Origin of the sequence: Komagataeibacter europaeus (genome assembly GCF_002173515.1) — a bacterium.
Classification (GTDB): Bacteria; Pseudomonadota; Alphaproteobacteria; order Acetobacterales; family Acetobacteraceae; genus Komagataeibacter; species Komagataeibacter europaeus.
In genome coordinates this window covers 445,404-471,326 of the sequence record NZ_CP021467.1, presented here as the reverse complement: position 1 = coordinate 471,326, position 25,923 = coordinate 445,404, and the positions used below count along the sequence as shown (strand labels likewise).

Genomic DNA, 25,923 nt, shown 5'->3' with positions numbered 1-25,923 from the left:
AAGAACGCCGCCTTTTTGAAAAAAGGCGGCATCAGGGAACTTTTATTATGCTTTATGCCCGCATTCAGTATTTCTGCGGCACGATCATGGTGTCAGGCACGGGCTGGCGAATATAGTCCGGACTGTACACACGTTCGGGCAGCCGCACTTCGGGCTTGCTTACGTCATGATAGGGCACCTGTGACAGAAGATGGCTTATGCAGTTAAGCCGCGCTTTCTTCTTGTCATCAGCCGGAACGATCCACCATGGTGCTTCGTCAATATTTGAACGTTCCAGCATGATTTCCTTGGCCAGCGTATAGGATTCCCACCGCCGCCTGCTTTCCAGGTCCATGGGGCTGAGTTTCCACTGCTTCAGCGGATCTTCCATACGGGCGCGAAAACGCAGTTCCTGTTCATCATCGGAAATGGAAAACCAGTATTTGACAATCTGTATCCCGCTACGCACCAGCATGCGTTCAAATTCGGGAACGGAGCGGAAGAATTCCTCGTATTCATCATCGGTACAGAAATTCATGACCCGCTCGACGCCCGCGCGGTTATACCAGCTACGGTCAAACAGCACGATTTCCCCCGCTGCCGGCAGGTGACTGACATAACGCTGGAAATACCACTGTGTGCGTTCCCGGTCATTGGGGGCAGGCAGGGCGGCGACACGGCATATGCGCGGGTTCAGCCGCTGGGTAATACGCTTGATCACGCCCCCCTTGCCCGCCGCGTCCCGTCCTTCACAGATCACCACCAGCCTGTGCCCGGTTTCCTTGACCCAGTCCTGCAACTTGACCAGTTCCCCCTGCAGGGACAGCAGTTCACGGAAATAGGCCCGCCGGAAATCAGGCGTGCCGTTGTCCTTGTCCGAACCCAGGCGGGCATCATCCAGTTCAAGTTCTATTTCTTCATCAATATCATCCAGAACCTCCGCACGCAGGCGGTTGCGTTCCCATGATGCCTTGTCACTGGCGGGCAGTTCGGTCATGTCGGGGGTCATTGCCATCTGGTTTCCTGATAATGAAAGGGAGGAAGAACATCAGAATTCATCATGGATATAATCTTCGTCTTCTTCCATTATTTCAGGTGGGGCGGACGGTAATGCCCGCTTTGCCTGTCCCCGTGTATCTTTCCACACTAGGACAAGCGCAGGCTGCCATTCTTCATGAATATGCGGCGACTTCGGTTCGGAATCCTGTTTCATGATCTCCATTCCTGTCCAGATGCCTATTCAGATCATAGGCATGGAAAGGTATAGAACAGCACATGACATATAATATGAATATTTGATTAAATTGCATTGCGATCAAGTATAAATAAAAACGAAAGTTTCCGGGTGCTGCCTTTTTTTTCAAACAGGCAGTGTTCTTTGAAACTTTTTGAAAGAAGCTTCACCAAAAACTTTCTTATGATTGCAGAATATCTGAAGATGAGAACCGCATTGACCATCCGGTTCCTGTGATCGGTGATTTTGTGGAAGCCGGACAATTCGCAGCCACGTCCCTATCCATAAGGAATAGCCGCGCTTTCCATCCCTATCCTACACAGGCAATGAACAGCGCCATCGTCAGGACCGACACCACGGCGCTGAGGAACAGGGTCGATGCGGCTTCCTGCTCATCCGTTCCGAAACGTACCGCAAGAATGACGACGACCGTCCCCACCGGAATGGACAGGGCCAGCACGGCGGTACGGATCGCCTCATGCGGCAGACCCAGCGCTGTCAGCAGCAGCCACGACAGGGCGGGAATGACAATATTCCGGACCGCAACAGTGGCCACCACCGGCAATGTTACCGAAACCCGCTGCAGGAAAAGTACGATCCCCGATGCGAACAGGCCAACCCCCGCCGCCGCATTGCCCAGCAGTTCCCCTGCCCTGAGCAGCGATCCGGGCAGGTGGATACCCGATACGACCAGAAGGGTCGCGACAATCGGGGCCCAGACAATAGGCTCCTTGCATGATGCAATGATCTGCGGCCAGAGCCGCGCCTGCTCGGGTGGTCCCGCATGTGTGCTTTTGGCCAGCATGACCATGCAGACCGGCGTCTGGACCAGAACCATGGCGAACACGGCGGCTGAAATGGCCACGGATGTACTCGCATGCCCCACCAGTACCGGCAGCATGGCCGACCCGATGAAGGGAACCGATGGCGCCCCCATGGCCAGTCCCTGCAGGGCTGACGCCGCCGCATCGCGCCGGAACACGTGGCGCGACAGGATATATGCCACGCCGAAACTGCCACACATGATCCCGAATACCGATGCCGCCAGCGGCACCTGCCCCGCAAGGATGGTGCGCGGCATGCCCGCGATGCCCACGAACAGGTTGAGGGGAAAGGCGTAGAGCATGACCATCCGGTTCAGGACGGACACCTGCTCCCCATTGAAGTCATGGTGCCATCCGGCACGGTAGCCCAGCAGGAAAACCACGACGAGGGGTAGCATGGCGGCAATGATGGTCGAAAGCATACAGTTTGATTATCCCGTGGCTTACGGATGGGTGCGGTAGGAAAAAACGGGCATGAATGGCGATGGCGACTGCCGCGCGGCACGGGTGGTCCTGATAATGGCGCAGGCCACTTCCCCATGCGGGAAAGGTGCGGTGGCAGGCGGATAAAAAATGCGTACCTTATATTTGAGAATAAGAAGCATCATTATTAATGCACTGATATATAATAATTTTTTATTTACAAATCTCCATTAAATCAATATATCCAATCGTGCCATAGTTTATCATAGCGAGTCACGCCATGCCGATCAAAGATCCCAAGGTGATCGAACACCTGAACACGCAGCTGACGAACGAGCTGACGGCCATCAACCAGTATTACCTGCACGCCCGCACGCTGCGCCACTGGGGCGTTACCCTGCTGGGCAAGAAGGAATACGAAGAATCGATCGAGGAGATGAAGCACGCCGACTGGCTGATCGAGCGCATCCTGTATCTGGGCGGCCTGCCCAACGTGCAGCGCTACAACCAGATCCTGGTGGGACAGGACGTGGAGGAAATCCTCAAATGCGACCTGAAGCTTGAGGAAAAGGCCATCGGCGACCTGCGCGAGGGCATCGCCTATTGCGAAAGCGTGCGTGACTTCGTCTCCCGCGACCTGCTGCTCAGGATCCTGGTCAACGAGGAAGAGCATGAAGACTTCCTCGACCGCCAGTTCGACCTGATCCGTCAGGTGGGGATCGAGAAGTACATCCAGCTCAACTCCGCCCCTGCCCCCGATCAGGAATAGGCCAGATATCGGGCCACGCTCCCCTTCATTTTGCGGGGACGTGGCCTGACGCGTCTGTCCCGACCGTTCGGCGGCTATTCCGGCAATGAGCGGTTCCGCGTCCCGTTCAGGAACAGTTCCACCGCCTGATCGATGTGCCGACGCATGGCGTCATCCAGCCTGGCTGCAATCAGGCCCAGCACAGCCTGCTGGAACGGATACTGGATCACGGCGGCAGTCAGGTAATCCGCCGCGAAGACGATATCATCAATCTCGATTTCCCCGTTCTTCACGCCTTCATGCAGGACGCGACAGATCAACTGCGCCGCCCTGCGGGCACCATGGGAATGGATATTACGCGCCAGCGCCGGGAACTGCCGGCTTTCCGCCGACACCACGCGGTACATGCCAACGCTGCGATCCGTCAGCAGCCAGTCCAGCAGCAGCGTGCAGATTGACACGAGCCGCGAATGGATATCCCCATCCGCCGGCATCAGCAATGCCAGCGCATCCAGCCGGATATCGATGGTCGTGCTGACCACGGCTTCAAACAGCAGGGGCTTGCTGCGGTACCGTGCGTAAAGAGTGCGTTTCGTAACACCTGCCGCTTCCGCCACCATGTCCATGCTGGTGCCCCGGAACCCAAGGTCGAAGAACAGCCGGCCGGCTTCCTCCAGAATCGTTTCGGACAGCGTCGCCGCCTCCGCGATCGACGGGCGGCCCATGCGGGCAGGCCGGGGGTGTTCCTTGTCTGGCATCCTGTTGCTGCTTTCCTCGTGATCGTGTGGCGGTCCCTGCATGCGGGCGGCCGGTTACCATGGACGCCCCGCACATAACGCACGCCCGGCACATATGCCGACACATAAAATACACCGAACCGGATATTTTATGGGTTGCTTTCCTTTTTAAATTTAAAATACACTTATTCGTATACATATTAAAGAGATGTCCATACCCGATTTTTCCATTCGCGGCAGGACGTCATTTTTCAATCAGGAAAGTTCGGATATCCACCTCTGGATCAATGCATGACCTTTCATTCCCACCGAACATACACCCAGACGGCAGGGCAGCCTGCGTTGACCACGAGGAAAGATCCATGATCGCGTCATTTCATTTTCACACGACCTGCGCGGGACAGCACGGAGGCCCGGCGGCATGAAGTGGCGTGACGCGGCGATTGGTGCGGGCGTCGCCATAATCGTGGCAGCCGGCGGGGCCGGATGGTATGTGGTACAGCACCGTGGCGACCTGCCCGCAGGCCTTGCGCGCGCCAACGGACGGCTGGAACTGGCCCGCATTGACGTGGCGGTCAAGTATCCCGGCCGCATCATGGAACTGGATTTTCACGAAGGGGATAGCGTGACCGGCGGTCAGGTGCTCGCCCGCGAGGATGACACCGCCGCACGGGCGCAACTGGATGCGGCGCGCGCCCACCTGCGCGCGGCCCAGGCCGATGTCGCCCGCGCGAACGCCGAACGTGACGCGCGCCTGTCGGCCCTGCACCTTTCACAGCTTGACCTAGACCATGCCCGTACCATGTTCCACCAGCACCTGGTGTCCGACATGGAACTGTCGCAGCATCAGACAAACCTCGATACCGCGACATCCGCCGCCAATGCGGCAGGCCGGGCCGTGGACGCAGCGCAGGCGGCAGCCGATGCAGCGCAGGCACAGGTCACGGAAGCGGCCTCCACAACCGATGACATGACCATCCGCGCCCCCGTAGCGGGACGGATCGAATACCGGATCGTGGAAAAGGGCGCCGTACTGCCCGGCGGCGGGCGCGTGGCCTCCCTGCTTGATCCCACGGATATGTACCTGACCATCTTCTTCCCCTCGCAGCAGGCCGGACGGCTGCGCGTGGGGGATCAGGCGCGCATTGCGCTGGATGCGCTGCATCAGCAGGTCATCCCGGCCACGATTTCCTTCATTTCGCCCGAAGCGCAATTCACCCCGAAATATGTCGAAACCGCCACCGAGCGTGACAAGCTGGTCTATCGCGTGAAGCTGCGGGTTTCACCCGAAACGGCCCGGCATTACGGCGACGTGCTGAAATCGGGCATGACGGGGGATGGTTACGTACGCACCGACCCGTCCGCCCGCTGGCCCGCGACACTTGATGTAGCCGATGCCCCGCAATGAGCGCCGATACGCCGCATAACCCGGCGGGCATCACCATTGCGGGTGTAACCCATCGCTATGGCGCGGTCACGGCACTGGACAACGTGACGCTGGACCTGCCTGCCGGGACCACCATCGGCCTTGTCGGGCCGGATGGCGTGGGCAAGTCCACCCTGCTGGGCCTGATTGCCGGCGTGCGCAAGCTGCAGTCGGGCACGGTGTCCGTGCTGGGATCGGATATGGGCGACCGTCGCGCGCGTGAGGCGTTTCTGCCGCGCGTCGCCTTCATGCCGCAGGGTCTGGGCCGCAACCTGTATCCCACGCTGTCGGTATGGGAAAACATCGATTTCTTCGCCCGCCTGTTCGGCATGGATGCGCAGGCGCGTGACGCACGCATCCAGCGCCTGCTGGATGCCACGGGACTGGCCCCCTTTCCCGACCGGGCGGCAGGTCATCTGTCAGGCGGCATGAAGCAGAAGGTCAGCCTGTGCTGCGCGCTGGTGCATGACCCCGACCTGCTGATCCTGGATGAACCGACGACGGGCGTCGATCCCCTGTCGCGCCAGCAGTTCTGGACGCTGGTGGACCAGTTGCGCCAGGAACGGCCGTCCATGACGGTCATCGTGTCCACCGCATACATGGACGAAGCGGAGCGGTTTGCATGGCTGGTGGCCATGGATGGCGGCAGGGTCCTGATCAGTGACCAGACCCACAGCGTGCTGGAACGCACGCATGCCGCGTCGCTGGAAGATGCATACATATCACTGCTGCCGGATGCCAAGCGCCAGCAGGCCAGTGGTTTCGTCATCCCGCCCTATGCCAATCCCGGCGGCCCGCCCGCCATCGAGGCCGAACACCTGACCCGCCGTTTTGGCAGTTTCACGGCGGTCAGCGATGTGAGCTTCACCATCAGCCGGGGCGAGATTTTCGGCTTCCTCGGCTCCAACGGCTGCGGCAAGTCCACCACCATGAAGATGCTGACCGGCCTGCTGGACGTGACCAGCGGCACGGCGAAGCTGTTTGGCGAACAGATCACGGCGGGCGACATGAAGACCCGCATGCGTATCGGGTACATGTCACAGGCGTTCTCGCTGTATGAGGAACTGACCGTGCGGCAGAACCTCATGCTGCAGGCGCGGCTGTACCGCATGGCACCCGACAGGGCCACGCAGGCTGTCGAACAGTCGCTTGAGTCGTTCGAACTGCGTCCCTACGCCGATGTCAGCCCGGCTTCCCTGCCACTGGGCATCCGCCAGCGCCTGCAGCTGGCGGCGGCCTGCATCAACAACCCCGAAATCCTGATCCTTGACGAACCGACATCGGGCGTGGACCCCGCGGCACGCGACATGTTCTGGCGGCACCTGATCCGCCTGTCGCGCGAAGGGCACGTGACGATTTTCGTATCCACCCATTTCATGAACGAAGCAGCGCGATGCGACCGGATCTCGCTCATGCACCGGGGGCATGTGCTGGCGGTCGGCACACCGGCCGAACTGGTTGAAAAACGCAAGGCGCCCAATCTGGAAGCCGCCTTCATCGCCTATCTGGAAGATGCCAAGGCGGCAACCGACGCGCAGACCCCGCCACCCAAACCCGCGGCACCCGCGCGCGCATGGTGGCATGGCGTCAGCAACAGGCTGGCCGCCCGGTTTGGCGGGCTGGGCGGCGGCTGGCTGCCGCGGGCATGGGCCTTTGCCCGGCGCGAGGCGGTTGAACTGCTGCGTGACCGGCTGCGCCTGACCTTTGCGCTGATCGGCCCGCTGATCCTGCTGGTGGTGGCGGCGTCGAGCATTTCATTCGATGTGGAGGGGATCAACTTTACCGTCAGCGACCATGACCGGACCACCATCAGCCGTCAGCTGATCGACAGTTTCCGTGGCTCGGCCTATTTCCATGAACGCGCGCCCGTGGCGGATGCCGATACGCTGGACCGCGCCATCCGCAATGGCCGTGTCCAGCTGGCGCTGGATATTCCCGCAGGCTTCGCCCGTGACATGGAAGCGGGACGCAGGCCGGAAGTGGGCGTGATCATTGATGGCGCGGTCCCCTTCCTTGCGGCCAATGTCCGTGCCTATGTCACCGGCGTGCTGGGGGGATATGCGTCAACCCTGGGCCGCGAACTGCCGCAGGGACCTGCGACCCCCATCACGATCGAGCCGCGTTTTTCCTATAATCAGGAATTCCGCAGCATTTACGCCATGACGCCAGGCGTCATCATGCTTGCACTGATCCTGATCCCGACCATGCTGACCGCCCTGGGCGTGGTGCGGGAAAAGGAGGTCGGCTCGATCGTCAACCTCTACGCCTCCCCCGCATCGGTCGGGCAGTATCTCATGGGCAAGCAGGCGCCCTATGTGGCGCTGGCGACGATCAGCTATTTCATGCTGGTCGCCGTGGCCGTGATCGTCATGGGCGTGCCGCTGAAGGGGTCGCTGCTGGGGCTGACGGTTGGGGGCATCCTGTTCGTGCTGTCGGCCACGGGGCTGGGGCTGCTGATCTCGACCTTTGTCAGTTCACAGGTCGCGGCCATTTTCGGAACCTCCATCATCTGCCTGATTCCGGCGGTCAATTTTTCCGGGCTGCTTTATCCCGCCTCCACCCTTACGGGTATCAGCCGTATCGTGGGGCTGGGCTTTCCGGCCTCATGGTACCAGCTGATCAGCCTTGGCTGCTTTACCAAGGGGCTGGGAACCAGCAGCTTCTGGCCCATGTACATGCCGCTGGCTGCCTTCGGGTCGGTCTACATGCTGGCGGCCCGTCTGCTGCTGAAAAAACAGGAAGCATGACGGCATGATGCGCTGGCTGGTCAATGTTGGTCTTCTGTGCGGCAAGGAACTGCGCAGCCTGGTGCACGACCGCGTGCTGCTGGGGCTGATCGTGTTCGCGTTTACCGCAGGCGTGCTGCTGGTGGCCAACGGGGTGAAGGTGGAAGTGTCCAACGCCACGATCGCCTTTATCGACGAGGACAATTCCGCCCTGTCGCGCCGGATGCGCGATGCGGTGCTGCCCCCCTATTTCAAGCCCCCGGTTCTGGTGGACCGCGCACAGGCCCTGCACGGCATGGATGAAGGCGATTACATTTTCGTGGTCGACATCCCGCCCCGCTTCGAGGCAGACGTCAAGGCCGGGCGTACACCCGCCGTACAGTTGCGGGTGGATGCCACCGCCATGACGCAGGCGGGACTGGGAACAGCGTACCTGAATGAAATCATGCTGGGGGAAGTCAACGACATGCTGCATGCGCCGGCACTGGTGGACCAGATCCCCTTTACCGCGCCCAGCCGCATCCGCTTCAACCCCAACAGTGAATCAAAGTGGTTTACCTCGGTCATGCAGATCGTGACCAATATCACCATCCTGTCCATCGTGCTGGTAGGGGCGGCGGTCATACGCGAACGCGAGCACGGCACGCTGGAACACCTGCTGGTCATGCCCGTCACGGCCAGCGAGATCGCGGTGGCCAAGATTGTCACCAACGGGCTGGTCATCTTTGTTGCGGCCATCGTGTCGCTATGGCTGGTGGTGCATGTCTGGCTGGGGGTGCCGCTGGCGGGGTCGGTCACGCTGTTTGCCGCGTGTTCGCTGCTGTACCTGTTTTCGGCCACGGCGCTGGGCATCATGCTGGCGACGGTCGCACCCACCATGCCGCAGTTCGGGCTGCTGGTGGTGCCGGTCTATGCGGTGGCGTACCTGCTGTCAGGGGCCGCGACACCGGTGGAAAGCATGCCCGCCGCCATGCAGGTGGTGGTGCGTTTCCTGCCCACCACGCAGTTCGTCAACCTGTCACAGGCCATCCTGTACCGTGATGCGGGGCTGGGTGCGATCATCCAGCCCCTGCTGACCGTAACCGTGACGGGGATTGTATTTCTTGTATTTGCGCTCGCGCGCTTCAGATCCATGTTGGCAAGGCAGGAATAATGAAGAACAGATTGGCACGGGTCGCCTGCATGGGGGGCGTTGCAATGGCCGTGGGGCTGGCGGGGTGTTCGCCATTCCATACGCGCGTACCGGCGTCGCATGTCGTTGTGCCCCGACAGTTTTCGCAAACGCCCATGACAACGCTACCCGCCACCGACCTTACGCGCTGGTGGGAAGCGTGGCATGACCCTGCCCTGGTGCGGGCCGTGGATACGGCCCTTGCCGCCAGCCCCGACATCCGCATCGCGCGTGACCGCGTGCTGGAAGCCCGTGCGATGCACACGGTTGCAAAATCCGCGCTGTACCCCACCGTAGGGGCAACGGGGAACATGATGGGTGGTGGCATGTACTGGCGCAATCCCAGCACCCTGCCGACCAGCAATGACCCTGGCACCGACGGGCATCTGGCAGGCATTGGCGCGTCATGGGAACCGGACCTGTTTGGCGGTCGCCATGCGGATGTAAAGGCCGCGAAAGCAGGCATGAAGGCGGAGGAAGAATACTTCCACGGCATACAGATGGTCATCGCCGCCGATGCCGCCAATGATTACCTGCAGGCGCAGGGACTGCAGCGCCAGATCGCCCTGATCGATCGCAGCATTGGCATGCTTGAACAGTTGCACCGGTATGGTCAGGCCCGTTTTACCGCGGGACAGGCGACAGCGGCGGATGTAACGGGCGTTGACCAGAAACTGTCCGACCTGAAGGCGCGCAGGCCGGTGCTGGTTGCAGACCTTGATCTTGTGCGCAGGCGTCTGGCCGTGCTGTCGGGACAGGCCCCCGAAGGGCTGCCGGCCCTTGCGCCGCCGCCCGCCTATTACGTGCCCGCGCCACCCGTGGGGCAGATGCCCGATACGGTGCTGGAACGCCGCCCCGACATCCGCGCACGACGCGATCAGGTGGATGCAGCGCTCAACCGGCTGAAAAGCGCCAAGACCGATCTCCTGCCCCGCTTTGGCCTGGAATTCTTTGGCGGGGACGGACGGTTGCGCTTTGATGGCATTCCCGGCCTGTCGGGCACGGGGGGCCTGATCGCGCTGACCACCTACCTGCCGATCTTTACCGCCAACCGCATACAGGCGCGCATACACGCTGCCAGCGCACGCCTTGATGCCGCGGTCGCGGGATATGACAACAGTATCCTGCACGCGTTGGCCGAAGTCGAGGATGGTTACGAAAACCGTCTGAGCCTTGATGCACGCGATACGGACCTGACCCGTGGACAACACCAGGCCGAACAGGTCGCCAGTGACATGATGGGGCTTTACACCGGTGGCCAGCGTACCTTTGGCGATGTGCTGAGCGCACGCATGGCGGCACTGGATGCGCAGGCCAGCGTACTGGACAACCAGGCTTCCCGCACCTCCGCCACCATACAGCTTGCCCGCGCACTGGGTGGGGGCTGGCAGGCCGAAAGCGTGACAGTACACAAATAACGGGAATGTTTCATGACCCCGCCCGGTCATGAAACGCCATTTTGCGGCATGTATCCCTTATGCCGTACAGGACGGCATGACCGGCAGGCACGGACGCACCGGGACTGCCTCCGTAACACGATGCGTCACATGCAACAGCTTGCCCGGACGGGGCATGGACAGCGCCCGAGACATCGACCACACCATGGTCTGCTCCGCTACCGGCCAATGTAGGGGATATGATAAGCTATCGTCTGGCCCATGCCTCGACATGGCCTGATACTCGTGGCAGAACCCATTACCTGCCTGTCAATGCTACCAGTGTGCTGGCGACAAAGACCCATGCCGGCCATGAACCACCATTTTCTCGCGTCTTGAATGTTCACGATGCGCTGCTGCATGATGACCCGGACAAGAGGAGATTGAATGAAGCCCGTTGCCCCGACCATTTCCCCCAAGCCGGGTTTACGTGAACGCAAGCAGGCACGTGCGCGCACCACCCTGATTGCCGAGGCAATGCGGCTGTTTTCCGCCCAGGGCTATGACCAGACCACGGTGGATGAAATTGCCGATGCGGCCGAGGTCTCGCGGCGGACCCTGTTCCGCATGTTCGAGACGAAGGGCGATATCGTACTGGCATGGACGCGGGGCATGACACAGACGCTGAATGACGCCCTGGCCACCTGCCCTGCCGACATGCACCCGGCGGACGCCATGATGCATGCCTTTACCTCGCTGGTGCCACGCATCGCGGCGAACCGGCAGGATACCTATGCTTTTGTCTATCTGATTGAAAAGACGCCTTCGCTGCAGACAGTCAGCCTGCAGAAATATGGCAAGTGGGAGGACTGTCTGGCGGAAGGGCTGGCGAAGCGGATTACCGAACGCAAGAACCGCCGGATGGCCGCACGCCTTATGGCACGTGGCGGGATCGCCATTTTCCGGACGGCGCTGGATGAATGGATCCGGCTGAAGGGGCGGCCCGCGCTGGTGCCGCTTTTGCAGAAAACATATGAACTTCAGGCATCACTCTGGCCCGACCATGCAGGAACCGGGCCAGAGGACGCTGCCTGACACGGCAGGCAGCGATAAGGAAGCCTGTTGCTGCGTCAGTCCAGACGCACGGACGGACGGACAAACACGTCCAGCCAGTCCACAAGGCAGGACATCAGGCCACGGAACGTTCCATACAGTTCGAACTGATGCTGGCGATACAGCATCAGGTGGACCATGCGCGCGCTGATGCCGCGCAGCCAGCCGCCACCGAATACCTTGCCGCCGGGGAAAGTGCCCCAGCCATTGTAATCACCCAGCGCCACGACCGCGCCCTTGTTATGGAACGCAAATGGCTTGAGCGGGCGGCCATTGATCCATGCGGGCATGCAGCGCGCCAGGTGATGGGCCTGCTGCCGGGCGGCCTGTGCGGTGGGGGCGACGGGCTTGTCCGCGATGAAGGCACAGTCACCCATGGCGAAGATGCTGTCATCTTCCACAAGCTGCAACGTCGGGCGGACCTCAAGCTGGCCGGAGCGTGACAGCTTCAGGTCACCGAATTTACGCGTGACATCGGGCGCCTTCACCCCTGCCGCCCAGACACGCAGGGTTGCAGGGATGCGCGTGCCGTCCTTGAGCATGAAGCCCTTTTCATCCGCACCACTGACCATGGCGGAGGTTTTCACACTCACGCCAATTTTCTCAAGTTCCTTCTGCGCGGCGGCAGACACGGCCTCGGGGAAGGCAGGCAGGATGCGGGGGCCTGCTTCAAGCAGGGTGATGTTCAGCTTGGGCGGCTTCTTGCCAAAGCTGTAGAGCGAGGCAAGGTCAAGCGCCTTGTGCAGTTCAGCCGCAAGCTGCGTGCCGGTGGCGCCACCACCCACGATGGCGATGTCAAGCTGTTCGTTATTACCGAATGCCTTGAGCAGTTCCGCGCGGAAACGGTCGTTGAAGCCGTTGGCATCCACAAGGTTGTCAATGAACAGGCAGTGCTCGGCCACGCCGGGGGTGCCGAAATCATTCGCGCGGCTGCCGATCGACAGCACCAGCGCGTCATATTCCAGCTTGCGCTCATCCAGGATCACCTCGCCCGTGGGCTCGACAACCGGGGCAAGGGTGATGGTCTTGGCCTTGCGGTCCATGCCCGCAATCTCGCCGGGCCAGAATTCGAAATGATGGCGACTGGCCTGCGACAGGAAGCTGATGCGGTCGTTTTCGTTAGCAGCCGTGCCCGCTGCGAAGCAGTGGAGCATCGGTTTCCACACATGGGCGAAGCTCTTGTCGACCAGCGTGATTTCCGCATGGCCCGACTTGCCGATTGAATCACCCAGCCGCGTTGCCAGCGCCAGACCGGCCACGCCACCACCAACAATTACGACCCGAAACTTTTGTGCCATCCTATGCCTCTTTTTTACTTCTGCCGCACAGTGTCCCGGTCCCGTGGGAAAAACCCTGTCGCATATCCTGAAATACCGAAAACTGCTTTGTGCCGGACCCTGCGCGCATGGCCCGGGTAACATGCCGCGGCGGCCGACCCGGTAAACCAGCCCGACCGCCGCGCCATGTCTGGTAGCCTATGGAGTTTTCACCCCATCAGCGGATCAGAAGAAGCCGCGCTTCTTGTCGCTGTAGCTGACCAGCATGTTCTTGGTCTGCTGGTAGTGCTCAAGCACCATCTTGTGGGTTTCACGGCCGATGCCGGACTTCTTGTATCCGCCAAACGCCGCATGCGCGGGATAGACGTGATAGCAGTTGATCCACACACGACCGGCTTCCAGCCCGCGACCCATGCGGTAGCAGGTGTTGGCGTCACGGCTCCACACACCCGAGCCGAGGCCGAAGGGGGTATCGTTGGCGATGGCCAGCGCTTCTTCTTCCGTCTTGAAGGTCGTCACGGCCAGAACCGGGCCAAAGATCTCTTCCTGGAAGATACGCATCTTGTTGTTGCCCTTGAACACGGTCGGCTGCACGTAGCACCCGTTGTTCAGGTCACCACCAAGGTCGGGACGGCCGCCACCGGTCAGCAGCTGTGCGCCTTCGCCCTTGCCGATATCGATGTAGGACAGGATCTTTTCCTGATGCCCGTGGGAGTTCTGCGCACCCATCATGGTGTTGGGATCAAGCGGGTTGCCCTGACGGATCGCCTTGATGCGGGGCAGCGCACGTTCGATGAACTTCTCATAGATCGATTCCTGGACCAGCGCACGGCTGGGGCAGGAGCAGATCTGGCCCTGGTTGAGGGCGAACATGGTGAAGCCTTCGATCGCCTTGTCCAGGTAATCGTCATCATGGTCCATGATGTCGGCAAAGAAGATGTTCGGCGACTTGCCACCCAGTTCCAGGGTTGCCGGGATCAGGTGTTCGGCAGCGGCGTGCGCGATCATCTTGCCGGTCGGGGTGGAACCGGTGAAGGCGATCTTTGCAATACGGTCGCTGTTGGACAGGGCGGCGCCCACGTCCTTGCCAAGGCCGTTGACAATGTTCAGCGTTCCGGGCGGGAACAGGTCACCGATCAGTTCCATCAGCACCAGCATGGAAGCAGGCGTGCTTTCGGCAGGCTTCATGACCACGCAGTTACCGGCGACCAGTGCGGGGGCCAGCTTCCACGAACCCATGAGCAGCGGGAAGTTCCACGGAATGATCTGGGCCACGACGCCCAGCGGCTCATGGAAATGGTAGGCGATGGTCGTGGCGTCGATCTCGCTCAGCGTGCCTTCCTGGGCGCGGATGCAGCCAGCGAAGTAACGGAAATGATCAATGGCCAGCGGAATATCGGCGGTCATGGTTTCACGGATGGGCTTGCCATTGTCCCATGTCTCGGCCCGGGCGAGCAGGTCGAGGTTCTTTTCCATGACATCGGCTGCCTTGAGCAGGATCAGCGCGCGGTCAGCGGGGGCCATTTCACCCCATGCGGCCTTGGCCTTGTGCGCGGCATCAAGTGCCAGTTCCACATCGGCTGCGGTGGAAGCGGGGACTTCACACAGCACGCGGCCATCAACGGGGGAAGTGTTGGTCAGGTAATGACCATCAACGGGAGCAACCCACTTGCCACCGATATAGTTGCCATAACGGGCCTTGAACGGGGGGGCTGCTGATATACTGTCTGACGGCATGGAAATATTACTCCAGAAATTATTTTGCAATCAGGAAGACCTGAAGGGAATGTGTATGATTATTTATTAAATCCCTGCGCCATTCCTGATTTTTACACTAAACCCAAAACATAGGCATGGATCTGGTCTGGATGACTGTCCAGTTCGCACGGCAATCATTTCGCGTGGACATGATCCCCTTTCAAACCGGACCGTCTTCTGGCCACACCCCGGTAGTTGCCGGGGCACCATCTATATTCATCGATATATAGACCGAGCCATGATCGCAACCCGGAAATAGGTAACGTAAACGTGAGGTATGCATCTGGTGCCATAAGGACCATGGTGTAAATATATAAATATCAATAAGTTAGTAATAATATAATCAGGGAAATATTTAATTTTCCGTATCTGCTGTCCGAACGGGCCATGATGCCGCATGCCATGACGGGACACCGGGTGACACAGATTACGCCGTCGGACCGGCATGGATGGGGGACGTATTTCTTCCCCATCCATCCGGTTCACCGTGGCGCAGCGATTACGGCATTTTTCGAAGCTTTTTGAAAAAAGCTTCACCAGAAACTTCTTTATGATTGCTGAATGTTTTCCGGGCTAACTTTTCAAACAGTCTCTTACTGGATGGCTTTTATTCAGGGCACGATTAAATACTGTTCGAAATAAAAAATGGGCAAGAATATTAAACGTTTCCGGATTCCGCCTTTTCAAAGACGTCTTTATGATTTGCAGGCGGCCCATCCATATTGCCGCGTGCCGTCAGAACCGGAATACAAAATTTGACTGGTAATACGTTCCACTGGAACCGCCAGCTTCATTAAGGGCATGCGATGTCATGAAACGGGATGCATACTGCGTCCATGACACATGCGTATTGATCTGCCAGGCAATCGACACCTGTGGCGCCATGCCAATAAACCTGCCGCGGAAATTACCGGGAAACTTGTAATTCCCCGATGACTTGTAAATGGGGTCATTCACACTGTCACGCCAGAACAGCGGATACTTGAACTGAATGCTGACGGACTTGAATGGCGTAATCCGGACCAGCGGCGCAAAACTGATCAGGTTGGACGCCGTCATGTAGGTTGTCGTGTCAAGGTAATTGGTCTGCGGATTGAAGGGGGCAATATAGGTGCCGATCGTTCCAGTCCGGTCAGACGAATTCCCGCCCGAATATACGTCCGTCTGGATCCCGGCGAATGTATTCAGGGTCTTTTCGGAAAAACGGTAACCCACCGAGGAATTGATGGCGTAGGCACTGACATTGCGCGCCAGCGTGGTCCCGGACGGACGGAATACGCCACCCTGCCAGATACCGCCCACCGAAAATTCAATCGGTCCCGCCATGCCATGCCAGCGCATGCCGAAATTATTGCGCGTGTTGGACCCCGTAACCGAACCGCCCGGCCCCGCAATCGCCCCGGCCACGCCATTCAGCTTGTAGCCAATATAAAAGGCATCGACAAAGGAATATCCCTTCTGCCCCATGAAGGTAAAGTCAGGAGGCGCCCACGTCGTGTTGAAACCGTACAGTCGCGAGGCATAGTTTTCGGTATCGTGAAACATCTTGTTTTCACTGTCATATGTCTGCACGAAGTCCCACCCGTCGATACGGATGCGCTTCCACACCATGTACCCCCGGAACCCGTCCCATGACAGCGGCACGTTTGGCGTCTCACGGGCGTACAGCATGTAGGATGGCGCATCGAGAAACTGCTGCCGCCCGAACATGAAGCCACTTTTGGCGCCAAGCATGTTCCACCGCACCTCGACAAAGGCCTGCTGCGCATCCAGACGCTTGCGATAGGTCGAACCATAACCGTAACCGCCCCAGCCTGCGGCATCCGCATTCACCAACTGACCGAAAAAGCGCAGATGCGAACCGATGTGCAGATCCGCGCCATACAAGTTGCGCACGGCGAAACGCCCGGAATCATTGGGTTTTTGCGTACCAAGCTGCGGACGGGTTTCAAACCAGTTACGCAGGCGGGTTTCCCCGGAAAAACTGATCCATACATTCCCGCTGCGCGTCAGGGGGATGTATTTCAGCACATCAAAGGGATCATTATGATTTTTCCTGTCGCGCAGGTTGCTCCAGTCCTCGGCCCAGGGTGTTACGCCATACGTCCCGACCGGGCCGAACCCTGCGGATTCCCCGTTCCCACGATTGAACACGCCCCAGTCGTACTGGTGGCCATTCTTGCGATTTTCCGCGCCACTCATGCGCAGGGGCTGCCCCACCGGATTGGCGTGCGGATAGACCTGTATCGGGGGGCGCCGCCCGATACGGACAATCACGTTTTCAGACTGTGATTGTGATGCCTGTCCTGTCAGCGCGCCCGCCCCTGCCGCATTGACGGAAACGGGATCGGCAGCATGCGCGCCGTGTCCCATGGTGACAATGCCGGCAGGCAGGCTGAGCAGCATGGCCAGGACAGGGAAATCCGTCGCCTTCCTGCCGTCCCGCACGGAATGCGTGCAGGCACCATCCTTACGGATGGAATGGTAGCGAACGGTCGCGGCTGACTTCAGGGATGGCAACATTGTCACATACCATTTCGCTATATACGGAGCATATCGGATTATTAAGCACTGTATATTTACGTATTATGTCATTAAAAACACGTCAATGGTGTATTTTTCCATATCTTCCTTACGACCGTTCAAACCCCCTGAAACTTCGGTAAAATATTAATTAACATTCTGTTTTTAAAAAGTATTTTTTATTTCCAAGATAGCACAAAAAAAATGGCTGGAGACATTTCTGCCGCATATAAAACGATAAAGATCGTACTATATGCCGGTGTCCATCATCGACCAGGGATCATATATCCCTGCTGTGTCAAAAGGTATGAAAACATTCATAAATGCGGATGCCATATGCACTGCGTCAAACTGCAGGTTTCAGATATTCCATTGATATAAAAGGAATAATCATAATCCTTTCCATACGGAACACGAACTGCCCCATGTTTCATTAACGGCGAGGGCAATCATATTGTTTCCCCATGCCTGAGGTATGTGGCAACAGGGCCACAGACTTATCATACAGTCGCATGCGTGAATTATTTCCACGATATAAAACGCGGGATCCATGGCAGGCCCGCACGCATCCATTTAAAGACTGCCTGAAAAATTGACGAAGCTTTTTCCAAAAAATTTCAGGACAACGCCACTTTAAAAAAGTGGCACCCAAAAACTTTTGTTTTTATCTATCAATCGATTGCCTGAACAATCCTTATCGCCCTCTTATCCCTAAAATAGCAAGGCAGATCCATAAAGGTGCGCAGGTTATCCAGCGACACCAGAACAACAGGTAAGATCGGGCCGGGTGCAGACGGGATAGCAGACCGGACATTTTCATACCCGCGCATTATTCACTATACGATAGTGTTTTTTGTGAAAAAATCTGACATCAATATGATGATATTTTTTATTTTCAATGGGTAGTCCATGACATCCATGGCTATCACGGCCGTATCCCAACACCTTCTGGCAATCGGAAAGCGATCATTTCCCGAAAAAATAACTTATAATTTCGTATTTAATGTTGACGCACATTGGATGATGTATTTTTATGTGCGCATCAATCTGAACGCCAACAGGCAGGGACATTACCCGAAACCCGGATCAGGCCATGGCGGGCTCCATACACCGCCGTATGAAACGCAATGCCGGTTTTTCCACTGCAAAACAGTTGTCCGGACCAGGAATGAAATGAAACTGAACACCCCCATCACAAGACGACGCGCCCTTTCCCTGCTGGGCACCGCAACCTGCCTGCCCATGATCCATGCCGCACGGGCAGCGGACACCAGACGGTTGCGCATCGGGATCATGGCGGGCGAGGATGAGGACCTGTGGCGCGTCATCGTCGCCAATGCCGCGAAGGAGGGACTGGACCTCTCCATCATGACATTTTCCGACTACAATACCCCTGACGAAGCACTGGCCGAGCATGAAATTGATGCCAACGCCTTCCAGCACGGTCCCTTCCTGCAGGCGCAGATAGCCGCACGCGGGTATGACATCGTGGCGGTCGGGAATACCTATTTCTCCCCCATCGGGCTGTATTCGGCACGCTGGAAGTCGGTGGCCGACCTGCCGCGAAACGCCGTGATCGGACTACCGAATGACCCCAGCAACGAAGGCCGCGCACTGCATCTGCTCGAAGCGCTGGGATTGATCAGGCTTCCGGCCTCGGCCGGGTTACTGCCAACGCCGCTGGACATCGCCGACAACCCGCGCAACCTGACATTTCATGAACTGGATGCCGGAATTGTCGGACGCTCCCTGCCCGATCTGGATGCGGCCGTCGTCAATACCAACTGGGCGCTGAAGGCGGGAATTGACCTGCAGAAACAGAAAATCGGGCAGGAATCCCTGCAAGATAACCCATATGTCAACTTCATTGCCGTCAACGCGGCCGATGCGAAGGCACCGTGGGTGACGCCACTGGTCAATGCGGTCCATCAGCCTTCCACCCGCACGGCGATCGAGACGATCTTTCACGGTTCGGTCGTGCCAGCATGGGCATAGGACTGGTCCAGGTCAGCCATATCAGCCGCAGCTTTGGCGGCCACCTCGCGCTGGATGACATAAGCTTCACCGTAGCCCGGGGCGAAGTACTGGGCGTAATTGGCCGGTCGGGGGCGGGCAAGAGTTCCCTGCTGCGCTGTCTTGGCGCGCTGGACCGGCCCGATACCGGTCATATCATGATCGAGGGGCACGACCTGACGGCCCTGCCCCAGTCGCAACTGATCGGCCTGCGCCGCAGGATCGGGTTTGTTTTCCAGCATTTCAACCTGCTGGGTTCCCGCACGGTCGCGGGCAATATCAGCCTGCCGCTTGAAATCGCAGGCGTGCCGCGCGCACGGCGGAATGCACGGATTACCGAACTGCTTTCCCTCGTCGGGCTGTCGGATCACGGCCATAAATGGCCGGCACAGTTATCGGGCGGGCAGAAACAGCGCGTGGGCATCGCCCGTGCGCTGGCCAACGCGCCCGCCCTGCTGCTGTGTGATGAAGCGACATCTGCCCTGGACCCTGAAACGACGACATCCATCCTCGACCTGCTGGCCCGCATCAACCGCGAGTTGGGCCTGACCATCATCATGATTACCCATGAAATGGATGTCATCCGCCGCATTGCGACCCATCTGGTCATTCTGGACCATGGCCGCGTGGTCGAAAACGGCCCGACACTGGACATTCTGGCCGCGGGTACGCAGTTGCCTGTAACGCAGGCGCTGCTGTCGGAAACACAGCCGCGGGTGCCCCCCGCCATCCGTGCCAGACTGGTCGATACGGATCGCCCCGGCGCGCGCGCTGTCATACGCCTGCGCATGGGTGGAGCAGCGGCAGATCTGCCGGTGCTGTCCACGCTGGGACAGCGTTTCGGAGTGGACGCCACCATACTGGCGGGCGGGACCAGCGAAATCGCGGGCCAGCCCTTTGCCGACATGATTGTGTGCGTGGGCGATTATTCGGCCAAAGTCCATGATTTCCTCCATGGCCTCGACCCCTCGCTGAAAGTTCTTGGTTATGTCCCGGCTGATCTTTGACCTGATCCTGCGCGCAACATGGGAAACGGCACAGATGGTGCTGGTGTCCGGCCTTGTGGCCGTAATTGGCGGCCTGCCGCTGGCGCTGGTCATGGTGGCCACCCGCCGGGGCGGCCTGCTGCCCTGCCCGCCCGTGGCGCGTCTGCTGGGGCTGGTCATTGATATGCTGCGCGCCATTCCCTTCATCATCCTGCTGGTGATCCTTATTCCCGTTACCCGCATGATCGTGGGCACGTCGCTGGGGACAACGGCGGCCATCGTACCGCTATCGCTTGCGGCCATTCCGTATTTTGCCCGCATTGCCGAAGTCTCGCTACGCGAAGTGGATCCGGCGCTGATTGACGCGGTGCGGACCATGGGGGGCACCCGGTGGATGATCGTCCGCCATGTCCTGATCCCCGAAGCCCTGCCCGGGCTTGTCGCGGGCCTGACCGTCACCCTGATTACGCTGACCGGGGCATCGGCCATGGCCGGAGCAGTAGGCGCCGGAGGGCTGGGTGATGTCGCCATCCGTTACGGCTACCAGCGTTTCAATACGGAAATCATGACGCTGGTGGTACTGGTCCTGATTGCCTTTGTCGCGTTGATACAGGCTATCGGGAACGCAATTTCCAATCACCTGCGCCATACCTGACAGGGGGCCATGCCCATGCACAGCGTACGTGACCGGACCGCCACCGCCCTGATCATCATGCTGGACGTGGCGTTTCACAGCATTGCCGGCCGACCGGTCAGCACGATTGATATCGCGGACAGGTCCGGCCTGGCACGGCGCGGGATCGAACCCATCGTGCAGGCCCTCGCCCGGTCCGGCCTGTTGCAGGGCATCCGTGGCCCGCATGGCGGTTACCGGCTGGGCCATCCGGCAGGTGAAATCCTGCTGGCGGACATATACCGGGCCACGATGCATGACGACGTCCCGGCCGAACGGCGCCGGGGCACGCTGTTCAACACGGTTGTCCGGCCCTTTCTGGACCAGATGGAAGGTCTGCTGACCCACGAATACAGCAAGGTCACATTGCATGACTTCGTGCGGCAGGCCGAAACACGTGGCCTGCAGCGCCCGGCCGCCGGTCCGGGCTGCTTTTCGATATGAACCGCGATTAAAAAAACAAACGTTTCCGGGTGTCGCTTTTTTTCCGAAAAGCGACGTTCCCTGAAGCTTCTTATGATTTTCAGTCAGTCCAGCCGGACGGAAGGACGCACGAATACATCCAGCCAGTCCACAAGGCACGAAATCGTGCCACGCACCGGCCCATACAGTTCAAACTGATGCTGGCGATACAGCATGAGATGCACTATCCGCGCCGACAGCCCATGCAGCCAGCCACCGCCGAATACCGTACCGCCGGGGAACGTGCCCCAGCCATTATAATCACCCAGCGCCACGACAGCCCCCTTGTTATGGAAGGTGAAGGCGGGTAGTGGCTGGCCGCTCATCATCCATGCAGGCAGGGCCTTGGCCAGATGATGCGCCTGCTGGCGGGCGGCCTGCGCGGTAGGGGCGACGGGTTTTTCAGCAATGAAGGCACAGTCCCCCATGGCGAAGATGTTGTCATCCTCCATGACCTGCAGCGTCGGCCTGACCTCAAGCTGGCCGGAACGCGACAGCTTCAGCCCGCCAAACTGCTTCGTCACATCCGGTGCCTTCACCCCTGCGGCCCATACCCGCAGCGTTGCCGGCACACGGCTGCCGTCCTTCAGGATAAAGCCGTTTTCATCCGCACCACTGACCATGGCACCCGCCCGGACATCGACACCGATGGCCTCAAGCTGCTTGACGGCGGCATCCGATACGGATTCAGGAAAAGCCGGCAGGATACGCGGCCCGGCCTCCAGCAGGGTAATGCGCAGCTTGGGCGGTTTCTGGCCGAAACTGTAAAGCGACGCCAGATCCAGCGCCTTGTGCAGTTCCGCCGCCAGCTGCGTGCCGGTGGCGCCACCGCCGACAATGGCGATGTCCAGTTCCTGATGATTGGCAAACGCCCGCAGCAGTTCCATGCGGAAACGGTCATTGAAGCCGTTCGCATCCACCAGGTTGTCGATGAACATGCAGTGTTCGGCCACGCCCGGCGTGCCGAAGTCATTCGCCCGGCTGCCAATGGACAGGACCACCGCGTCATAATCCAGCGTACGGGCATCCACCACCTGCTCACCGGTCTGCGGGTCCTTGATGGGGGCCAGCGAAATGGTCTTGGCCTGACGGTCAAGGGCCGTGATCTCACCGGGCCAGAATTCGAAATGGTGGCGGCTGGCCTGCGACATGAAGCTTATGCGGTCATTTTCATTCGCGGCCGTGCCGGCGGCAAAGCAGTGCAGCATCGGCTTCCACACATGGGCGAAGCTCTTGTCCACCAATGTGATTTCCGCCCGCCCCGAGCGTCCGACCGAATTGCCCAGCCGTGTCGCCAGCGCAAGTCCGGCCACACCACCGCCTACAATAACGATCCGAAACTTTTGTGCCATCTCGATAATGCTCCAAACCCGCTCGCACGGCGCTCCGGCCCCCACATGGGAAACCCCGATACGCCACATCCATACAAACCATGTTGGCGGGATTATAGGCAATCCACCCCATGCCCGAAACATGCGCGGGCGCAGATTCGGGCACGAAGATGCAACAACCCGTTACCCATACCCCCCATTTATCGCGCCAGAGCGCGAAAAACCGGGATATAGGCACAGGCGATCAAAAGAACCCGATCTATTGCAGCAGGGCACGATACGCCCCCTGCCTTCGTCCCCCGCGCAGCAGCCCCGATCAGCCGACATGACGGGCAACATCTATCCATTCCCGACGTTAGGCCGCATAACGGCAGACGCGACAGCCATGCCAACATACTGAAATCAATGACAGGACAGCAGGAGAAACCATGACCGTCACCCCACATGGACGCATTCAGGACAAGGTCGCCCTCATTACAGGTGCGGCAAGCGGGATCGGCCGGGCCACGGCCGAACGCTTCGCGGCCGAGGGCGCGCGCCTGGCGCTGACCGACCTCAATACCGACGCGCTGGACGAACTGGTCAGCCAGTTTGAAAAAAGCGGGGTGCCCGTGATCTCGGTTCCCGCCGATGTCACGAGCGAGGCCGATATCAAGCGCGTGGTCCATGAAACCATGAAGCATTTTGGCCGGATCGACATCCTTGTGGCCAATGCGGGCGTCATTCCGGAAGCCGACCTGGCCACCGCCACGGCGGATCTATGGGACCATACCATGGCGGTGGACGCGCGCGGCATGTTCCTGAGCTGCAAATACGTCGCAGCCGAGATGGTACATGCCGGACAGGGGGCGATTGTCTGCCTGTCCTCCATTTCCGCCTTCGCGGGGCAGAAGGGACAGGCGGTCTATGGCCCGGCCAAGTTCGTGGCGTCGGGCATTACCAAGCATCTGGCCATCGACCTCGCGGACAAGGGCGTGCGCGTCAATGCCGTGGCGCCGGGCACGATCGACACCCCGGCAGTTGCGAAAATGGATGCGGACGCCATCCGCAAGGTGGTCGAGATGCACCCGATGGGCCGCATGGGCAAGCCCGCTGAAATCGCCAGCGCCATCCTGTTCCTCGCATCCGATGACGCATCATTCATCACCGGCGCGGTCCTGCCGGTTGATGGTGGATATCTGGCGCAGTAACGCCATGGGCGCCGGGCAGGCCGTTACGCCTGCCCCCGTCCGTCAGGCGATATGCAGTTCCACGTCATGTTCGCGCAGCAGCGCGCATATGCGTTCGGATGGCTGGCGGTCGGTAAAGAAACCATGGACATGCGACAGGTGCCCCAGCCGCCCCATCGGCCTACGGCCAAACTTGGTCTGGTCCGCCAGCAGGTAGACACGCCGGGCATTGCGCATCATGGCCTGCGCCACGCTGATCTCATCCGCATCGAAGTCCAGCAGCGTGCCATCTTCCTCGATCCCGCTTATGCCGATCACAGCGAAATCGGTACGGTACTGTTCGATAAAGGTACTGGCGGTAGAACCGGTAATCCCGCCATCATAAAACCGCACCAGCCCACCCGTCACGATCACCTGGAAATCCGTCTGCGCGGACAGGGGGGTGGCGACATGCAGGTTGTTGGTGATGACACGCAGCGCCTTGTGCCGCCGCAACGCCTTGGCAAAGGCTTCCGTGGTGGTGCCGATACTGACAAACAGGGATGAATTGTCGGGTATCTGCCGGGCCGCAAGATGGCCGATGGCTTCCTTGGCGCGGCGGTTGAGTACCTGGCGTTCGGAATAGGCGATATTCTCGACCGACGAGGCCAGCCCCGCCCCGCCATGATGCCGCGCCACCAGCCCGCGCCGGGCCAGCAGGTTGACATCACGGCGGATGGTCTGGACCGCAACATTCAGCCTCTGGGCCAGTTCCTCGTTCGAGACATAACCCTGGGTACGCACCAGCGTGATAATTTCATGGTGGCGTTCTTCAGCTGACACGTTGCCTGTTACTCCATTGCGTCATCCGGGACCTAGACCGCGCGCGCGACCGTGCGCCCGGTGGCCCCCAGATCGGCAAACGACTGTTCCAGACGGGCCACGATCCCCTGTTCGCCAACCCGCAGCCACTTGCGCGGATCATACAGCTTCTTGGTGGGCTTGCCGGTGCTGGGGGCAATCTGGTGGCTGAAGGCTTCGGCATGTTCATGCACGTAGCGGCCAATGCTGCTGGCGAATGCAAACTGGATATCGGTATCGATATTCATCTTGAACACGCCATAGGACACGGCTTCGGTAATCTTGGACTGTTCGGACCCCGAACCGCCGTGGAACACCAGCGCCAGCGGCTTTTCACCCCGGCCCGTGGCCTTTGCCACCGCCGCCTGCGAATTGCGCAGGATTTCGGGCCGCAGCTTGACATTGCCCGGCGCGTAGACGCCATGCACATTGCCGAACGACGCGGCAATGGTCACGAAGCCCAGCGGGGACAGCGCTTCATACGCCTTCAGCACGTCTTCGGGCTGGGTATAGAGATGGGCATTGTCCGCACCGTCATCGACGTCATGGCCCACGCCATCTTCCTCGCCGCCCGTCACGCCCAGTTCGATTTCAAGACCGATGCCCAGCGGGGCCATGCGGCGCAGGAAGGTGGCGCATTCGGCAATATTGTCCTCCAGCGGTTCCGCCGAAAGATCGATCATGTGCGAGGAGAACAGCGGACGGCCGGTTTCCTTCACCGCTTCCTCGCTCGCGTCGATCAGGCCGGAAATCCACGGCAGCAGCTTGCGGTCGGCATGGTCGGTATGCAGGATCACGCACACGCCATAGGCCGCAGCCACGGTATGGACATGACGGGCCGCGGCCACGGCCCCCAGGACGCGGGCCTGGTCCGCATCCTTCATGCCTTCGCCCGCGTAAAAACGCGCCCCCCCGTTCGATAGCTGGATGATGACATCCGCGCGGTTGCGGGCGGCAGCTTCCAGCACGGCGTTGATGCTGTCCGTGCCCACCACGTTCACGGCTGGCAGGGCGTAGCCTTCGTCCCGGCAGGTTTCAACCAGGCGGCGGTAATCAGCACCCGTCACCACACCGGGCTTCAGACCCAGACGGTGGGAAACCGCGTTCGCTGTATCGGTCATGTCGTTTCTCTAT

At 59.7% G+C, this 25,923-nt stretch carries 21 protein-coding genes; 11 read left to right on the top strand and 10 right to left on the bottom strand.

Annotated features, from left to right (window positions below; genetic code table 11):
* Nucleotides 1-64: 64 nt before the first annotated feature.
* The 3 genes from ppk2 to S101446_RS02005 all read right to left on the bottom strand — a co-directional run bounded on the left by ppk2 (nucleotide 65) and on the right by S101446_RS02005 (nucleotide 2,459).
* Nucleotides 65-988: a polyphosphate kinase 2 gene (gene ppk2 / locus S101446_RS02010; RefSeq protein ID WP_053323746.1), complete on the bottom strand. Its 924-nt coding sequence runs from the start codon at nucleotides 986-988 to the stop codon at nucleotides 65-67.
* Between the two features lie 39 nt (nucleotides 989-1,027).
* Nucleotides 1,028-1,192: a hypothetical protein gene (locus S101446_RS17945; protein WP_162136452.1), complete on the bottom strand. Its 165-nt coding sequence runs from the start codon at nucleotides 1,190-1,192 to the stop codon at nucleotides 1,028-1,030.
* Nucleotides 1,193-1,523: 331 nt separating this feature from the next.
* Complete coding sequence (locus S101446_RS02005) at nucleotides 1,524-2,459, bottom strand: AEC family transporter (protein WP_010507513.1); 936 nt, start codon at nucleotides 2,457-2,459, stop codon at nucleotides 1,524-1,526.
* 281 nt (nucleotides 2,460-2,740) lie between these two features.
* On the opposite strand from S101446_RS02005, the gene bfr reads away from it, so the two are divergent.
* Complete coding sequence (bfr, locus tag S101446_RS02000) at nucleotides 2,741-3,229, top strand: bacterioferritin (RefSeq protein WP_019086808.1); 489 nt, start codon at nucleotides 2,741-2,743, stop codon at nucleotides 3,227-3,229.
* 74 nt (nucleotides 3,230-3,303) lie between these two features.
* On the opposite strand, the gene S101446_RS01995 is transcribed toward bfr, so the two are convergent.
* Nucleotides 3,304-3,966, bottom strand: coding sequence for a TetR/AcrR family transcriptional regulator (locus S101446_RS01995; protein WP_244184389.1), 663 nt, complete (start codon nucleotides 3,964-3,966; stop codon nucleotides 3,304-3,306).
* A 400-nt stretch (nucleotides 3,967-4,366) separates the two neighbouring features.
* On the opposite strand from S101446_RS01995, the gene S101446_RS01990 reads away from it, so the two are divergent.
* The 5 genes from S101446_RS01990 (at nucleotide 4,367) to S101446_RS01970 (ending at nucleotide 11,739) form a co-directional block, all read left to right on the top strand.
* Complete coding sequence (locus S101446_RS01990) at nucleotides 4,367-5,353, top strand: HlyD family secretion protein (RefSeq protein WP_087607446.1); 987 nt, start codon at nucleotides 4,367-4,369, stop codon at nucleotides 5,351-5,353.
* On the top strand, nucleotides 5,350-8,118 hold the full coding sequence (rbbA, locus tag S101446_RS01985; RefSeq protein WP_087607445.1) for a ribosome-associated ATPase/putative transporter RbbA: 2,769 nt from the start codon (nucleotides 5,350-5,352) through the stop codon (nucleotides 8,116-8,118). Before S101446_RS01990 ends, rbbA begins: the two co-directional genes overlap by 4 nt.
* A gap of 4 nt (nucleotides 8,119-8,122) precedes the next feature.
* Nucleotides 8,123-9,250: an ABC transporter permease gene (locus S101446_RS01980; protein ID WP_010507505.1), complete on the top strand. Its 1,128-nt coding sequence runs from the start codon at nucleotides 8,123-8,125 to the stop codon at nucleotides 9,248-9,250.
* On the top strand, nucleotides 9,250-10,686 hold the full coding sequence (locus S101446_RS01975) for a TolC family protein (RefSeq protein WP_167376410.1): 1,437 nt from the start codon (nucleotides 9,250-9,252) through the stop codon (nucleotides 10,684-10,686). The genes S101446_RS01980 and S101446_RS01975 overlap by 1 nt, the downstream gene beginning before the upstream one ends.
* 405 nt (nucleotides 10,687-11,091) lie before the next feature.
* Nucleotides 11,092-11,739: a TetR/AcrR family transcriptional regulator gene (locus S101446_RS01970; protein WP_010507502.1), complete on the top strand. Its 648-nt coding sequence runs from the start codon at nucleotides 11,092-11,094 to the stop codon at nucleotides 11,737-11,739.
* 35 nt (nucleotides 11,740-11,774) lie between these two features.
* On the opposite strand, the gene S101446_RS01965 is transcribed toward S101446_RS01970, so the two are convergent.
* The 3 genes from S101446_RS01965 to S101446_RS01955 all read right to left on the bottom strand — a co-directional run bounded on the left by S101446_RS01965 (nucleotide 11,775) and on the right by S101446_RS01955 (nucleotide 17,315).
* Nucleotides 11,775-13,055, bottom strand: coding sequence for an NAD(P)/FAD-dependent oxidoreductase (locus S101446_RS01965; protein ID WP_087607443.1), 1,281 nt, complete (start codon nucleotides 13,053-13,055; stop codon nucleotides 11,775-11,777).
* Between the two features lie 204 nt (nucleotides 13,056-13,259).
* Complete coding sequence (locus S101446_RS01960; protein ID WP_019086799.1) at nucleotides 13,260-14,771, bottom strand: aldehyde dehydrogenase family protein; 1,512 nt, start codon at nucleotides 14,769-14,771, stop codon at nucleotides 13,260-13,262.
* A 756-nt stretch (nucleotides 14,772-15,527) separates the two neighbouring features.
* The gene (locus S101446_RS01955; protein WP_087607442.1) at nucleotides 15,528-17,315 is read right to left on the bottom strand and encodes an alginate export family protein; all 1,788 of its coding nucleotides are present in this window, start codon (nucleotides 17,313-17,315) and stop codon (nucleotides 15,528-15,530) included.
* Nucleotides 17,316-18,488: 1,173 nt separating this feature from the next.
* On the opposite strand from S101446_RS01955, the gene S101446_RS01950 reads away from it, so the two are divergent.
* From S101446_RS01950 to S101446_RS01935, 4 genes are read left to right on the top strand one after another with little or no spacing between them, the layout of a single operon-like run.
* Nucleotides 18,489-19,310 carry a MetQ/NlpA family ABC transporter substrate-binding protein gene (locus tag S101446_RS01950; RefSeq protein WP_087608801.1) on the top strand — a complete coding sequence of 274 codons (822 nt, stop codon included), beginning with the start codon at nucleotides 18,489-18,491 and terminating at the stop codon, nucleotides 19,308-19,310.
* Nucleotides 19,301-20,335, top strand: coding sequence for a methionine ABC transporter ATP-binding protein (locus S101446_RS01945; RefSeq protein WP_087607441.1), 1,035 nt, complete (start codon nucleotides 19,301-19,303; stop codon nucleotides 20,333-20,335). Before S101446_RS01950 ends, S101446_RS01945 begins: the two co-directional genes overlap by 10 nt.
* A complete protein-coding gene (locus S101446_RS01940; RefSeq protein WP_019091545.1) occupies nucleotides 20,316-20,969 on the top strand; it encodes a methionine ABC transporter permease in 654 nt (217 codons plus the stop codon). Before S101446_RS01945 ends, S101446_RS01940 begins: the two co-directional genes overlap by 20 nt.
* A 15-nt stretch (nucleotides 20,970-20,984) precedes the next feature.
* Entirely contained in the window at nucleotides 20,985-21,431 is a 447-nt protein-coding gene (locus S101446_RS01935; RefSeq protein ID WP_026018657.1) for an RrF2 family transcriptional regulator, read from the top strand.
* Between the two features lie 83 nt (nucleotides 21,432-21,514).
* Here the strand turns inward: S101446_RS01935 and S101446_RS01930 are convergent, their stop codons facing one another.
* Nucleotides 21,515-22,801 carry an NAD(P)/FAD-dependent oxidoreductase gene (locus S101446_RS01930; protein WP_087607440.1) on the bottom strand — a complete coding sequence of 429 codons (1,287 nt, stop codon included), beginning with the start codon at nucleotides 22,799-22,801 and terminating at the stop codon, nucleotides 21,515-21,517.
* Between the two features lie 407 nt (nucleotides 22,802-23,208).
* Between S101446_RS01930 and S101446_RS01925 the strand changes: the two genes are divergently transcribed.
* Complete coding sequence (locus S101446_RS01925; protein ID WP_087607439.1) at nucleotides 23,209-23,970, top strand: SDR family NAD(P)-dependent oxidoreductase; 762 nt, start codon at nucleotides 23,209-23,211, stop codon at nucleotides 23,968-23,970.
* Nucleotides 23,971-24,012: 42 nt separating this feature from the next.
* Here the strand turns inward: S101446_RS01925 and S101446_RS01920 are convergent, their stop codons facing one another.
* Complete coding sequence (locus S101446_RS01920; protein WP_010507484.1) at nucleotides 24,013-24,771, bottom strand: DeoR/GlpR family DNA-binding transcription regulator; 759 nt, start codon at nucleotides 24,769-24,771, stop codon at nucleotides 24,013-24,015.
* Between the two features lie 32 nt (nucleotides 24,772-24,803).
* Nucleotides 24,804-25,910: a class II fructose-bisphosphate aldolase gene (fbaA, locus tag S101446_RS01915; RefSeq protein ID WP_087607438.1), complete on the bottom strand. Its 1,107-nt coding sequence runs from the start codon at nucleotides 25,908-25,910 to the stop codon at nucleotides 24,804-24,806.
* Nucleotides 25,911-25,923: the final 13 nt, after the last annotated feature.

Bases quoted from the DNA above. Each gene is read 5' to 3' on its own strand.
- ppk2 (WP_053323746.1), bottom strand. From the start codon at position 988: ATGACCCCCGACATGACCGAACTGCCCGCCAGTGACAAGGCATCATGG.
- S101446_RS17945 (WP_162136452.1), bottom strand. From the start codon at position 1,192: ATGAAACAGGATTCCGAACCGAAGTCGCCGCATATTCATGAAGAATGG.
- S101446_RS02005 (WP_010507513.1), bottom strand. From the start codon at position 2,459: ATGCTTTCGACCATCATTGCCGCCATGCTACCCCTCGTCGTGGTTTTC.
- bfr (WP_019086808.1), top strand. From the start codon at position 2,741: ATGCCGATCAAAGATCCCAAGGTGATCGAACACCTGAACACGCAGCTG.
- S101446_RS01995 (WP_244184389.1), bottom strand. From the start codon at position 3,966: ATGCCAGACAAGGAACACCCCCGGCCTGCCCGCATGGGCCGCCCGTCG.
- S101446_RS01990 (WP_087607446.1), top strand. From the start codon at position 4,367: ATGAAGTGGCGTGACGCGGCGATTGGTGCGGGCGTCGCCATAATCGTG.
- rbbA (WP_087607445.1), top strand. From the start codon at position 5,350: ATGAGCGCCGATACGCCGCATAACCCGGCGGGCATCACCATTGCGGGT.
- S101446_RS01980 (WP_010507505.1), top strand. From the start codon at position 8,123: ATGATGCGCTGGCTGGTCAATGTTGGTCTTCTGTGCGGCAAGGAACTG.
- S101446_RS01975 (WP_167376410.1), top strand. From the start codon at position 9,250: ATGAAGAACAGATTGGCACGGGTCGCCTGCATGGGGGGCGTTGCAATG.
- S101446_RS01970 (WP_010507502.1), top strand. From the start codon at position 11,092: ATGAAGCCCGTTGCCCCGACCATTTCCCCCAAGCCGGGTTTACGTGAA.
- S101446_RS01965 (WP_087607443.1), bottom strand. From the start codon at position 13,055: ATGGCACAAAAGTTTCGGGTCGTAATTGTTGGTGGTGGCGTGGCCGGT.
- S101446_RS01960 (WP_019086799.1), bottom strand. From the start codon at position 14,771: ATGCCGTCAGACAGTATATCAGCAGCCCCCCCGTTCAAGGCCCGTTAT.
- S101446_RS01955 (WP_087607442.1), bottom strand. From the start codon at position 17,315: ATGTTGCCATCCCTGAAGTCAGCCGCGACCGTTCGCTACCATTCCATC.
- S101446_RS01950 (WP_087608801.1), top strand. From the start codon at position 18,489: ATGAAACTGAACACCCCCATCACAAGACGACGCGCCCTTTCCCTGCTG.
- S101446_RS01945 (WP_087607441.1), top strand. From the start codon at position 19,301: ATGGGCATAGGACTGGTCCAGGTCAGCCATATCAGCCGCAGCTTTGGC.
- S101446_RS01940 (WP_019091545.1), top strand. From the start codon at position 20,316: ATGTCCCGGCTGATCTTTGACCTGATCCTGCGCGCAACATGGGAAACG.
- S101446_RS01935 (WP_026018657.1), top strand. From the start codon at position 20,985: ATGCACAGCGTACGTGACCGGACCGCCACCGCCCTGATCATCATGCTG.
- S101446_RS01930 (WP_087607440.1), bottom strand. From the start codon at position 22,801: ATGGCACAAAAGTTTCGGATCGTTATTGTAGGCGGTGGTGTGGCCGGA.
- S101446_RS01925 (WP_087607439.1), top strand. From the start codon at position 23,209: ATGACCGTCACCCCACATGGACGCATTCAGGACAAGGTCGCCCTCATT.
- fbaA (WP_087607438.1), bottom strand. From the start codon at position 25,910: ATGACCGATACAGCGAACGCGGTTTCCCACCGTCTGGGTCTGAAGCCC.